The sequence below is a fragment of the Paenibacillus sp. tmac-D7 genome, assembly GCF_006519665.1.
GTDB classification, from domain to species: Bacteria; Bacillota; Bacilli; order Paenibacillales; family NBRC-103111; genus Paenibacillus_G; species Paenibacillus_G validus.
Map to the genome: position 1 here is coordinate 170259 of NZ_VIDW01000006.1, position 12396 is coordinate 182654.

A 12396-nucleotide genomic window follows, 5' to 3' on the forward strand; every position below is an offset into this window, starting at 1 on the left:
TTAGTTCAGCTCGACCACTTCATACAAATCTTTTTGAAGCTTTTCGCTGTGAATCGCTTCTTTCCACGGATCCTTCGTGACGGACAAAGCGATGTCCATTCTGGCGCAGAGCGCTTTACGCTGCTCTTCGTCCTCGACGACTTTACGGATATGGTCGATGCCTAAACGGTTGACCCACTCGCTTGTGCGCTCGCCGTATTTGCCCGTTTCCCGGTAATATTGCATGTAAGCTTCCGTATATTCGATAATTTCGCTTTCCGTCTTCACCGTCGTCAGCAGATCGCCCACGCGCACCTTCACGCCGCCGTTACCGCCCGCATACAGCTCCCAGCCGCCATCCACGGATACGATGCCCAGATCTTTAATGCCGGACTCCGCACAGTTACGCGGGCAACCGGATACGGCCATCTTGAATTTCGCCGGCGTATTCAACCGCTCGAACCGTTTCTCAAGCGCGATGCCGACGCCCATCGAATCGCCCGTTCCGAATCGGCAATAGTCTTCGCCGACGCAAGTTTTGACGGTCCGGAGCGCTTTGCCGTAGGCGTAACCGGACGGCATGTCGAGCTCTTCCCACATCGCGGTCAAGTCTTCCTTCTTCACGCCGAGCAAGTCGATCCGCTGACCGCCGGTCAGCTTCACCGTCGGCACGTTATATTTCTCCGCGACTTCGGCAATCCGTTTCAGGTCGGCCGGATTCGTTACGCCGCCGTAAATCCGGGGGACGACCGAGTACGTGCCGTCCTTCTGAATGTTCGCGTGCATCCTCTCGTTCACGAAACGCGACGCCTTGTCGTCTTCATAGGTTTGCGGATGAATCATGCCGAGGTAGTAGTTCAGCGCCGGACGGCATTTGGAGCAGCCTTCCTCGTTCTTCCAGCCGAGCACATGCATCACTTCGCGCACGTGGCTAAGCCCTTTGTCGCGGATCGCCTCCACGATTTCTTCACGCGTGTGCCCGGTACAGCCGCACATCGTTTCCTTCGCATGCGATTTATCGTAAGCATCGCCGAGCGTGTAAGCCAGCAAATCGCTGACGAGCGGTTTACAGCCGCCGCAAGAACGCGAAGCCGTCGTACAGTTTTTCACTTCCTCGACGCTGGTTAATCCTTGATCGCGGATCGAAGAACAGATCGTTCCTTTCGTAACCCCGTTACATCCGCAAACGATCGTACCGTCGCTCATGTCCGCCACGCCGCCGCCCGCGCCGCCTGTCCCCGCCGTATCCTTCAGAATGGCTGTCTTCTCCATGCCGCTAATATCCGTGCCTTCGCGAATCATTTGCATCAAGCGGGTGCCGTCGGACGTGTCGCCGAACAGGACGGCCCCGATAATTTTGTTGTCTTTAATGACGACCTTCTTGTAGACGCCCGAGAAATCGTCCTGTACGCGAATGGCTTTGGTTCCTTCGGCATCGTTGAAGCTTCCGCCGGAGAACACATCCACGCCGGACACTTTAAGCTTGGTGTACACGACGGAGCCTTCGTACGGCCCGGTTTCCACCCCGGCGAGATGCTTCGCGAGTACGGCACCCTGCTCGTATAACGGAGCGACAAGGCCGTAAGCAATGCCCCGGTGCATCGCACATTCGCCGACTGCATAAACGTTCGGCGCGCTCGTTTGCAAGTAGTCGTTGACGACGATGCCCGGGCTGCATTCGAGGCCGGCCTCTTTAGCCAGCTGCACGTTCGGCCTGATGCCGACGGCCATGACGATCAGATCGGCTTCGGCGATCGTGCCGTCTTTGAATTTCAGTCCGGTGACGCGCTGATCCCCGACAATCTGTTCCGATTGCTTGCCGAGCAGAAAGTTCATCCCTTGCGATTCAAGCGCTGCCTGCAGCATCTTCGACGCGGTCCGGTCCAGCTGACGATCCATGATCGTATCGACGATGTGCACGACGTCCACCTTCATCCCCAGGTTAAGGAAGCCCCGCGCCGCCTCAAGCCCGAGCAAACCGCCGCCGATGACGACTGCCTTCTTATAGGTCTTCGCTGTGGCGATCATCTTCTCGCAATCGTGAATCGTACGGTAAGCCATAACTCCTTCTTTATCGGCTCCCGGCAGCGGAAGCATGAACGGATTGGAACCCGTTGCCAAAATTAATTTATCGTAAGCAACCGTCAGCCCTTGATCGCTCGTGACGGTTTGCGCCGCCGTATCGATAGCCGTCACGGTTTGCCCCGTATATAACGTAATTCCGTTGTTTTCATACCATTCAAAAGGATGGATGACGATATCGTCAACACTCGAATCGCCCGCCAGCACGTATGACAGAAGAATCCGATTGTAGTTCGGATGCGGTTCGCTCCCGAAAATGGTAACGTCGTACTTTCCTGGAGCCAGCTTAAGCAAATGCTCGACAGCGTTCACCCCGGCCATTCCGTTTCCAACCAATACGAGCTTCTCTTTTTGTGCCATGCAGAATCATCCCTTCCCATTATGTGTTCTCAATATCGCCGTATATCTATCCACATCTCGCCGGAAAAAAGGTCACCGGGAGCCGTGCGCTTCCTCACTCCCGAATGACGAAAGTTGGGATATCGAGCTAGCCTAGTTCGACCCGCGAACTACCAAAGACGAGTGGCGTATGCAGCCCACAGGCCCAGAGCTGCATATGCCAAGACGTTTGCGCGGATCCGGCTGCCGCTGGCCGATCGGCCAGCGTGCCCGAACGATCCCGCGGTCCGTTATGCGCTGACGCCATCTAACCCGCTTGTCTTGACTTTACCGCCTTCGCCGATCCAAGTGCGCTTCCACTTGCCTTGAACGACCGCAATGACAACGATGCAGACGAGAGCGATGCCGCTCAGGATCAGGAAGCCGGGGGTGAAAGAGCCGGTTGAAAGCTTCAAATTGCCGAGAATTTTCGGCAGGAAATAGCCGCCCAAGCCGCCGGCCGCGCCGACGATGCCTGTAATGATGCCGACCTCCTGACTAAAGCGCTGCGGCACCAGCTGGAACACGGCGCCGTTCCCCATGCCCATAGCCATCATCGCGATGAACAAGAGTCCGGTCGTGAGCCACAAAGCAGGAAGCGTGGAGACAAAAGCCAGCATAATGCCGATTACCGCGTACAGCGTTATGAGCATCCGGATGCCGCCCATCTTGTCGGACATCCATCCGCCGATCGGGCGGAACAGGCTTCCCGCGACAATACAGATGGTTGCGAAATCCGCCGCCGTTACCGCACTGAGCTTATATTCCGTATTGAAAAAGATGGTCAAGTAGTTTGCCATACCGGAAAATCCGCCGAACGTCACCATGTACAACAGACAGAACAGCCATGTGTCTCTCTGACGAAGCACCCGTCCGTAGTCGGCCAGCTTTAATGGAGCAGGCTGCGTCGGGCTGTCTTTCGCCAGGAAGATAAAGATGAGGAAAACGATGACAAGCGGAATGAGCGCTATGCCGAAGACGACGTGCCAGTCTCCGTAATGCCCGGCCAGCCGGTTGGCAAACAGGGTGCTGAAGATCGTTCCGCTGTTGCCCGCGCCGGCGATCCCGAGCGCCAAACCTTGATATTGCGGCGGATACCAGCGGCTGGCCAGCGGCAGCGCTGCTGCGAAGCTCGCTCCCGCAATCCCGAGCATGAGAGCGACAAAGTACATGTCGTTAAGCGTATCGGCAGCTTGCCACCCGTAAATCAAAGGAATAACGGTCAAGAGCATGCCGGCGATTGCCGTTTTCTTTGGTCCGATACGGTCGGTTAAGTATCCCAATACCAATCGGAGAATCGATCCGCCCAGAAGAGGCAGCGCGACCAAGTTTGCTTTTTCCGCGGCGTTCATGTTAAAGTCGTTCGCAATCAAAACCGCCATCGGACCGATCAAAACCCATAACATAAAACTCACGTCAAAATACAAGAATGCGCTGATTAACGAACCTTTGTGCCCGCTTTGCAAGAAACCTTTCCGATCGACCATGGTATCCTCTCCCTTGTATAAGCTTGAAGCCTGCCTATCCGCAAGTTTCTGTCTCTTTCTTTGTCTCTGTCTCTTTCTTTGTCTCTGTCTCTTTCTGACTCTGTTGCCGTTTTTTTAGTGTTGTGCCGTGATGTCTTGATGATCACATACGCAAAAAGGCCGACGGACAAACCCGCGCCAGTAGGGCACAGCGTCCATCGGCCTCATTGCCGCAGCAGCCACAGCATTGTGAACTGCATGTAAGATGGCGTCGCGTGTAAGCGCACATAAAAAGCCTATCCGTTTACGTAATTGTAAGGGATAGGCGCCATTGCCTCAAGGTTTGACACACCATTGTGTCAACGAACGTTTACTGTTCATATCGTTATTATAGTACGGGATTTTTGATGTGTCAATAAACATTACATAAAAAACCAGGACCTAACCATTTCCTTTCGTTTGTCGACAAAAAACAGAGTCTTATGTTATATTTCTAATTGGAAAGCGTGCATCATCAACCAAAACCTAACATATACATGACACAATATGAAATTATAATTCGTGGGGGCGTTGACATGTTACAGTCTTTTTTACTTATTGACGAGTTGGAGCCAACTCGCGCTGCCGCCTCCATGCCAAGTATCCGGAAAGACCCCGACGCCGTCATTAAGGAATCCGTGCCCGAAGCGATGCTGAAAGATATGGGATTTCGCGTTTACGCGGCCTTCAGCTCCAAGGAGCTATCCTTTCACATCGGAAAAGCGGATGCGGTCCTGTTATCGGTGCCGACCGATCAAGTGGCGAACTGGCGCAGCCGGGTGCTTGCCGAACGCAGTCTCCCCGTCTTCTGGTGGTGCGACCGCGAGACATTCCCGAGCCACGCATGCAAGCTCGATCCGGGCATTGACGGCTTGCTCGGTTCCTGTATGAGCGAGTTGGAAATTCACTGCGCGCTGCTGCTCGGTGTGAACCATTACTTCCAAAGGACCGAGTGGCAGCAGGAACGGGAGCAGTTGTTATCCAAGCTGGAGGAGCGCAAATGGGTCGATCAGGCGAAACGAATCCTGTGTGAAATCAAGCACATTTCAGAAGCGGAAGCTTACGATTTTTTACGCAAGCAGGCCATGAACGAACGAAAACGAATGGTAGACGTCGCCACCTCCATCGTCAAGGTATATCAGCTGCTGCAGGATGAGAATAAAGGAGGCCGAAGACGATGATATCTTTACTTAAAGAAGTAGGTCGCGGCAAACGCGGCGCCAGAGACCTCACTTACGACGAAGCCGCACAAGGGGCCGAAGCCATTCTCACCGGCGAAGCGACCCCGGCTCAAATCGGCGCCTTCCTGGTCGCGGAACGGATCAAAATGGAATCGCCGGTCGAGCTGCGCGCCTTCATCGACGCTTTGCGCAAGCGCATCACGCCGTATCCGATTCGCGGCAGCTTCGATTGCGCCGGCCCTTACGACGGCCGAACGCGCACGTTCATCGCCACGTTCCCGACCGCGTTCGTTCTGGCTGCCTGCGGAATGCCGGCGACGCTGCACAGCAGCCCGAGTCTGCCGCCGAAGTACGGCGTCACCCTTGCGGACGTGCTGCAGGCGCTTCATATTCCAGCCGTCCACGCCTCCCGGGATGCGTTGATCTCTGCAGCAGAGCAAACCGGATTTATGTTCGTACCGACCGAGCGCTGGTGCAAGCCGCTGGGCGAATTGCGCGGGCTCAGGCAGGAACTCGGCTTGCGCACCGTGTTCAATACGGCCGAGAAGCTGCTTCGCTTTACGGATGCCGAAGCGATGGCCGTCGGCGTATTCCACGGCACGGTGTTCGAGAAAATCGCCGGCACACTAATCGAACTCGGAGTAAACCGCGGCATCGTCGTACAAGGGATGGAGGGCTCCGAGGACTTGGCCGTCGATAAGCGTACCCGTACTTATGTGATACGGGACGGCGCAAGGGAGCTGTTCATCGTCGATCCGGAATTGTTCGAGCTGATGGTCGAAGTGCCGGAAGGCGAATGGACGGCGGAGCGTCAAGCCAGCACCGCGCTCTCCGTGCTTCGCGGCGACGCCGAGCTGCCCTACTTGAACATGGTGCTGCTGAACAGCGCCGTTCGTCTCTGGACGGGCGGAATCGCCGGTTCCATTGAAGAGGGCGTCTATTTGGCCCGTCACGCGCTGATTCAAGGAACCGCGCTTCAGACCTACAAGGATTGGACGGAAGCGGTCAATCCGGTTTCGACGCTGTAATTCCAAGAAGACCCGAGGCTTCTGTGGCCTCGGGTCTTCTTTTTGCGCTGCCGCACCGCTTGGACTCGCCACAGCCGGCAAGTGAAAGCAGCGAAACGATGGTGCGCTATCGGGCTTTTTTTGCGGCAGCCGTACGGTCCCGTCGTTCATTCTTCGTCCAACAGCTTGTCGTCATGCATACGAATGCTCATTACGAGCCCCATCGCCACCATGTTGATCAATAACGACGTACCGCCGTAGCTGATGAACGGCAGCGTAATCCCGGTGAGCGGCATAATGCCGATCATCATGCCGACATTCTGAAAGATTTGAAAGACGAGCATCGACACAATGCCGATAATGATGAACGAACCGGCATAATTGTCGCAATAAATGGAAATGAGGATCATCCGATAGATGAGCACGAAATACATTAAAAGCAAGATCGACGCGCCTACGAACCCGAACTCCTCGCCGACGACGACGAAGATCGAATCGGTATAGGCGACCGGAATGAAATTGCTGTGGATGGACGATCCGTTCAAATACCCTTCCCCCGTCAGCGAACCTGAACCGATTGCGCGGATGGCGTTATCGACGTGGTACGTATCGTTCTTATCGGCTTCGGTCGGGTTAACGAACGTATTGATCCGATCCATCCAGTGCGTCGGCAGCTCCTTCGATCTCAAGAACGCTTGCAGCGGCACATGGTACAGCTTGAACAAAAATATAAACAAGTACGAGAGGCCGGTGATGATCGCCGCGCCAAGAAAAGCGTAGATGAGCTTGATATTTCCGATCCAATACATACCGATCAAGATAACGCCCAAGATGATCGCATTGCCGAGATCGGGCTGGATAATGACAAGTGAAATCGGCAGCAGCGCGATCAGACCGATGGGAATGACATCGCGCAGCAGTTCAAGCGGTTCGCCCTTTCGTCTCGCCATGAAGGTAGCCAGCGTCAAGATTAAAATAATTTTGACAAGTTCGACCGGTTGAAAGTCGAGTCCGAACGGCAGTCCTTTGAACCAACCGCGGGCGCCGTTGATTTTGGAACCGAAGAAATAAACGGCCACCAGCAGCAAAATACCGATACCGTACAAATAATACGACGTCTTGATCAACACCCGGTAATCGAAAGCCGCCGTCAAAAAGAATGCCACAATGGAAATCGAGTAAACGATCGCCAGCTTCTTCGTATCGAATGTGAACATACTGTCATTCAAGGTCGCACTGTACAGCAGCAGCGTGCTGATCACCATAAAAGCGAGCAGCAGGAAGACGATCAGCGGGTCAATTTTTTTAAACTTGTGCAGCACTTGACTTTCATCCTATCCCGAAAAACTTTTTCATTTTGATGAACATACCGGAACGGTCTTCAAGCTGCATCAACGGCACGGAGTCGCCAAGTATACGGCGGGCGATATTGCGGTAAGCGATCGCCGCGCGGGAATTCGGGTTCATCACTGTAGGTTCGCCCATGTTGGCCGCTTTAATGACATATTCGTCATCAGGGACGATGCCGAGCAAATCGATGGCGAGCACCGAACAAATTTCATCGACGTCAAGCATTTCGCCCTTCTTGACCATGTTCGGACGAATGCGGTTGATCACCAGCTTCGGCGATTCCACGTTCGGTTCCTTCTCCAGCAGCCCGATGATCCGGTCGGCGTCGCGGACGGCCGCATTCTCCGGCGTCGTGACGACGATCGCCTTGTCCGCGCCGGCGATCGCGTTCTTGAAGCCCTGCTCGATACCGGCCGGACAATCAATAATGACATATTCGAAGTCCCGCTTCAGATCGAGCACAATTTGCCGGACCGCGTCCGGGGAAATCGCATGTTTGTCTTTCGTTTGCGCCGCAGGAAGCATGTACAGTTCATCAAAGCGCTTGTCTTTGACCAAGGCTTGCGGCAAACGGCAGCGTCCTTCGGCTACGTCGATCAGATCGTAAATAATCCGGTTCTCCAAGCCCATCACGACGTCCAGGTTGCGCAACCCGATATCGGTATCGACCATGACCACTTTCTTGCCCTGCAGCGCCAATGCCGTGCCGATGTTGGCCGACGTCGTCGTTTTACCGACACCGCCTTTGCCTGAAGTGATGACGATTGCCTCTCCCATAGGTCCCACTCCTTCAAGGGTAGTTTAAAAAGTACACAGTGATCACATGTATAGTTCCGGTCTTTAATTTTATTATAAGAGCGCAAATCGGTGCATGTGATGAATTTTGTCGATTTCCATTTTACCATGCTTCACATAAGCGAACTCCATATACGCATCAAAAGCTTCGCTGAGGTCCCACTCGTCCGGCGGACGACTGATGATACCCCCTATGCGAAGCTGCGTCGGCCGCATGTGCGAGGCGGCGATAACGGCTGTCTCGTCTCCGTCCGCTCCCGCGTGCGCCATTCCGCGCAGCGAACCCATAATATAGATGCTGCCCGTGCTGACGATGGCGCCCCCCGGGTTGATATCTCCAAGCAGCAGCATGTCGCCTTCATGCGTCAAGGTTTGTCCGGAGCGAACGATGCCTCTGACGATCTTCACGTCTGAGGCGTCCGGCATCTCCCTGTCTTGCGAGGGATCCAGCGACTCCATCGATTGGATCAACAGATTGCCCTTTTGACTAATAATCCGGCGCACCTGTTCTTTCTGTTCGTCCGTAACCGCCCGCTTTCCGAGCTTTACATGGACATGGATAATCGGTCCGGTTAAAATTTGCTGATGCGTCTTTTCCAACTTGTGGTTCAATTCTTCCAGCACGTCAGAAAATTCACATGTATCATCAAGTAAAAAGACGAGCCCGTCTTTAACACCTTTGATTGTCACATGATGTTTGGCTGCCGTCATAAACGTTCCTACCTCCTAAGCCTATACAATTCGGCTTGGCGCAGGCGTTCTCCTGCCGGGCCGCGGAAATTTATTCTTCGTTCTCCGCCGGTTTTCCGGGCATGCTCTCGAACAAACGACGTATCGGCACGTAAATGACCAGTGCGAATAACAAATTAATGAGCATGCTGGGCAGCATCCGATGCAGGAACACCCACTCAAACTGGATATGGGTCACGCGAAATAAACGATAAATTCCGAATAAGGCTGCGTCGTAAAATAAATGGCCGAGACCGATCACTAGCATGCTGATCACAATGCTGGAATAAATCCTCCCCTGCATCAAGCCGGCCAAATACCCGGCCAGCCCCATGGCGAACGTCACCGGCCCCAGCATCGGCGAGAAGGTCATGAAATCGAACAGCATGCCGAAAATCAATCCGTACATCAGCGCCACATGCCGATGGATGTATAGCCCGATGAACAGAACGACAACGAGCACGAAGTGCGGGTTCACTTCCACGTTCGACTGCCAACTGAGGGGGATGATCCAAGGCAGCAGCGTCGTTTCCAACAAAAACAAACCGAACAAAATCAACCAAAGCTTCTTATAACTCACTTTTGCCCGTCACCTCAACTCTCCGGCACTTCAACGACGAACACTTCGCGAAGATGATTGAAGGAAGCGAACGGTTCTATCGTGGCGACGTGGGTAATGCCAAAATCGCCTTCGCGCCGTTCGATGACTTTGCCCACCTCGATGCCGCGCGGAAACACAAGCCCTTTGCCCGATGTAATGACCGTATCCCCAACCTGGAGCGGGTCGTTCGGATCGATTTTGGTCATGACGAGCTTGCCCGCCTCCGGATCGTATTTCTCGATCAAACCGAATGACTCGTTCTCCTTCGTCTTGACCGTGACGGATATCGCTTTGGACTCAAGCGCCGCTTTGTCGTCGATGCCGGTCAACAGCTGCACGTTCGAATAAAACGCAGACACCTCGGTCACACGGCCGATCAAGCCTTCTACCGATATGACCGCCATGTTCGGCCGAATGTTGTCCTTCTCGCCTAAATTGATCGTGATCGATTTCCCTTGTTGGACGAACGACACGACCTCGGCAATGCGGAATTTGTATTGATTCATCTGTTTTTGCCGTTCGGTAAAGCCAAGGGCGTCCTGCAGCCGCTGATTCTGCAATTCAAGATCGTTCAAACGCGTCGTATCGCGGGCATAACGGGACAACGTTCCCCGAAGCACCTTGTTTTCTTCGTAGATCGTCCACAGCTGGCCTACATCTTGAAAGAAACCGGTGATCATGCCCACCGGCTTATAAATCAATCCCTGCGTCCAGGAGATTGAGTCTTTGACAAACTTTTCCGGCCATGTTTCATATCCCCGCTTACCGAACGTCAATCCCATAAGCGCGATGAAACAAATCAGGCCGAGCATCAGAATAAGCAGTCTTTTGTTCCCCAGTAGCTTCAATGCTTACACCTTCCACCTGCAACCTTTAATGCGGTAAATCCGGCTATCGGAACAATCATCTTAACGTCTGGCTTTACTGGTAGGACCCGATCTCGTTTTGAACAAATGGATGTTCTCGAGCGCGCGGCCCGTTCCGATCGCTACGCAGTCTAGCGGATTTTCCGCCACAAGCACCGGCATCCCGGTTTCGCGTGCAAGCAGCCTGTCCAGGTTGCGCAGCAGTCCCCCGCCGCCTGTCAGCACAATCCCGCGATCCATGATGTCCGCAGACAGCTCCGGCGGGCATTTCTCCAGCGTCACCTTTACCGCGTCAACGATGCTGTTCACCGTATCACTCAACGCTTCGGTGATCTCATCCGAGCTGATCGACATCGTTTTGGGCAGTCCCGACACCAGGTCGCGGCCGCGGATTTCCAGCTTGGCCGACGTTTCCATCGGAAGCGCCGAACCGATTTCCATCTTGATCTGCTCGCTGGTCCGTTCTCCAATCATCAAGTTGTAGGTGCGCTTAATGTATTGGGTGATCGCCTCGTCCATCTCATCGCCGGCTACTCGGATCGAACGGCTCGTGACGATACCGCCGAGCGAAATGACAGCCACCTCGGTCGTCCCGCCGCCGATGTCAACCACCATGCTGCCGGTCGGCTCCCAGACCGGCAAGTCGGCGCCGATGGCCGCGGCGAACGGCTCTTCAATGGTATAGGCATCGCGCGCGCCGGCTTGCCGCGTCGCGTCTTCCACCGCGCGCTTCTCGACGGCGGTTATCCCGGAAGGCACGCATACCATGACGCTGGGGTGGCGCTGGAACAACAACCGCTGCTTCTGCGCCTGGCGAATGAAATATTTGATCATCGTCGACGTCGTCTCAAAATCGGCAATGACGCCGTCCTTCATCGGACGGATGGCCCGGATGTTGCCGGGGGTGCGTCCGATCATTTTTTTGGCGGCCTCGCCGACGGCTTCAATTGTTTTCGTATCGGTACGGATCGCGACTACGGACGGTTCCCGGACGACGATGCCTTTTCCTTTGACGTAAACTAGTGTGTTGGCGGTACCGAGATCGATACCTAAATCTTTCGTAAATCCTTCGAAACCAAACATAAATAGGGTACTCCCTTCTCTATTTGAAGGCGTGTCTCACGCGTTTTGTATTATATTACATCAATCCGAGTTCCTTCAAACTCACGAAGCGGAGGTCGCCGATAATGAGATGATCGAGCACTTCGATTCCCACGATGTCACCGGCCTCCACAAGCCGTTTCGTCATTTGAATGTCCTCGGGACTTGGGGTCGGGTCGCCGCTCGGATGGTTGTGAGCACATACGATGGAAGCGCTGCTTCGTTTGATCGCGGCCCGAAACACTTCGCGCGGATGCACGATCGAAGCGTTCAAGCTGCCCATCGATAGCGTCTCCTGTCCGATCACATGGTTTTTCGTGTTCAGAAACAAGCAGACGAAATGTTCTTTTTGCAAATAGCGCATATCCTCCGTCAAAATCGCGGCGGCATCCTGCGGCGAACGGATGGTCACGGTTTCGTTCATCGCCGACCGCGCCAATCTTCGTCCAAGCTCGATCCCGGCTTTGATTTGCAGCGCCTTGGCGGCGCCGATGCCTTTGAAAGAGGTCAGCTGCTCCAGGCTTACATCGACGAGCGCCCGCAGCCCCCCGCTCTCCCGAAGCAGCCGCTCGGCCAAGCGGACCGCCGATTCCTGGTAGGTGCCGGTTCGCAGTAATATGGCGAGCAGTTCCGCGTTGCTTAAAGCCTCAGCCCCATGCTGTATCATTCGTTCTCTAGGTCGGTCTTCATTCGGGACATCGCGCAATGTGATATTGTGCGATTCCATGCATTCCCCTCTTTCTTCTCCCTGGCGGCCGACAGCGGACAAACCCGCCGTCACGCCTGCAGCCGGTTATTCTAGAACACCCATTATACCATTTC

At 54.5% G+C, this 12396-nt stretch carries 11 protein-coding genes; 2 read left to right on the forward strand and 9 right to left on the reverse strand.

Going from position 1 to position 12396, the window contains the following annotated elements:
• Together nirB and FKP33_RS06775 are read right to left on the reverse strand one after the other, a co-directional pair.
• Window positions 1-2421: a nitrite reductase large subunit NirB gene (nirB, locus tag FKP33_RS06770; RefSeq protein WP_141334301.1), complete on the reverse strand. Its 2421-nt coding sequence runs from the start codon at window positions 2419-2421 to the stop codon at window positions 1-3.
• Window positions 2422-2690: 269 nt separating this feature from the next.
• Entirely contained in the window at window positions 2691-3926 is a 1236-nt protein-coding gene (locus tag FKP33_RS06775; RefSeq protein ID WP_127607816.1) for a nitrate/nitrite transporter, read from the reverse strand.
• Between the two features lie 554 nt (window positions 3927-4480).
• Between FKP33_RS06775 and FKP33_RS06780 the strand changes: the two genes are divergently transcribed.
• Together FKP33_RS06780 and FKP33_RS06785 are read left to right on the forward strand one after the other, a co-directional pair.
• Window positions 4481-5125 carry an ANTAR domain-containing response regulator gene (locus tag FKP33_RS06780; RefSeq protein WP_164751808.1) on the forward strand — a complete coding sequence of 215 codons (645 nt, stop codon included), beginning with the start codon at window positions 4481-4483 and terminating at the stop codon, window positions 5123-5125.
• Window positions 5122-6153, forward strand: a complete 1032-nt coding sequence (locus FKP33_RS06785) for an anthranilate phosphoribosyltransferase (RefSeq protein ID WP_054798071.1) — start codon at window positions 5122-5124, stop codon at window positions 6151-6153. Before FKP33_RS06780 ends, FKP33_RS06785 begins: the two co-directional genes overlap by 4 nt.
• 146 nt (window positions 6154-6299) lie before the next feature.
• Here the strand turns inward: FKP33_RS06785 and FKP33_RS06790 are convergent, their stop codons facing one another.
• The 7 genes from FKP33_RS06790 to radC all read right to left on the reverse strand — a co-directional run bounded on the left by FKP33_RS06790 (window position 6300) and on the right by radC (window position 12301).
• Complete coding sequence (locus FKP33_RS06790; protein WP_127607812.1) at window positions 6300-7454, reverse strand: FtsW/RodA/SpoVE family cell cycle protein; 1155 nt, start codon at window positions 7452-7454, stop codon at window positions 6300-6302.
• A 7-nt stretch (window positions 7455-7461) separates the two neighbouring features.
• A complete protein-coding gene (gene minD / locus FKP33_RS06795) occupies window positions 7462-8259 on the reverse strand; it encodes a septum site-determining protein MinD (protein ID WP_054800146.1) in 798 nt (265 codons plus the stop codon).
• A gap of 72 nt (window positions 8260-8331) precedes the next feature.
• Entirely contained in the window at window positions 8332-8988 is a 657-nt protein-coding gene (gene minC / locus FKP33_RS06800; RefSeq protein ID WP_054798070.1) for a septum site-determining protein MinC, read from the reverse strand.
• Between the two features lie 70 nt (window positions 8989-9058).
• Window positions 9059-9586 carry a rod shape-determining protein MreD gene (mreD, locus tag FKP33_RS06805; RefSeq protein WP_141334303.1) on the reverse strand — a complete coding sequence of 176 codons (528 nt, stop codon included), beginning with the start codon at window positions 9584-9586 and terminating at the stop codon, window positions 9059-9061.
• Window positions 9587-9600: 14 nt separating this feature from the next.
• A complete protein-coding gene (gene mreC / locus FKP33_RS06810) occupies window positions 9601-10455 on the reverse strand; it encodes a rod shape-determining protein MreC (RefSeq protein WP_127607809.1) in 855 nt (284 codons plus the stop codon).
• Between the two features lie 60 nt (window positions 10456-10515).
• Window positions 10516-11556: a rod shape-determining protein gene (locus FKP33_RS06815; protein WP_127607807.1), complete on the reverse strand. Its 1041-nt coding sequence runs from the start codon at window positions 11554-11556 to the stop codon at window positions 10516-10518.
• A gap of 55 nt (window positions 11557-11611) precedes the next feature.
• On the reverse strand, window positions 11612-12301 hold the full coding sequence (radC, locus tag FKP33_RS06820; RefSeq protein ID WP_141334305.1) for a RadC family protein: 690 nt from the start codon (window positions 12299-12301) through the stop codon (window positions 11612-11614).
• Window positions 12302-12396: the final 95 nt, after the last annotated feature.

Excerpts from the sequence above, each read along its gene's own strand:
- nirB (WP_141334301.1), bottom strand. The coding sequence starts at position 2,421 with ATGGCACAAAAAGAGAAGCTCGTATTGGTTGGAAACGGAATGGCCGGG.
- FKP33_RS06775 (WP_127607816.1), bottom strand. The coding sequence starts at position 3,926 with ATGGTCGATCGGAAAGGTTTCTTGCAAAGCGGGCACAAAGGTTCGTTA.
- FKP33_RS06780 (WP_164751808.1), top strand. The coding sequence starts at position 4,481 with ATGTTACAGTCTTTTTTACTTATTGACGAGTTGGAGCCAACTCGCGCT.
- FKP33_RS06785 (WP_054798071.1), top strand. The coding sequence starts at position 5,122 with ATGATATCTTTACTTAAAGAAGTAGGTCGCGGCAAACGCGGCGCCAGA.
- minD (WP_054800146.1), bottom strand. The coding sequence starts at position 8,259 with ATGGGAGAGGCAATCGTCATCACTTCAGGCAAAGGCGGTGTCGGTAAA.
- minC (WP_054798070.1), bottom strand. The coding sequence starts at position 8,988 with ATGACGGCAGCCAAACATCATGTGACAATCAAAGGTGTTAAAGACGGG.
- FKP33_RS06815 (WP_127607807.1), bottom strand. The coding sequence starts at position 11,556 with ATGTTTGGTTTCGAAGGATTTACGAAAGATTTAGGTATCGATCTCGGT.
- radC (WP_141334305.1), bottom strand. The coding sequence starts at position 12,301 with ATGGAATCGCACAATATCACATTGCGCGATGTCCCGAATGAAGACCGA.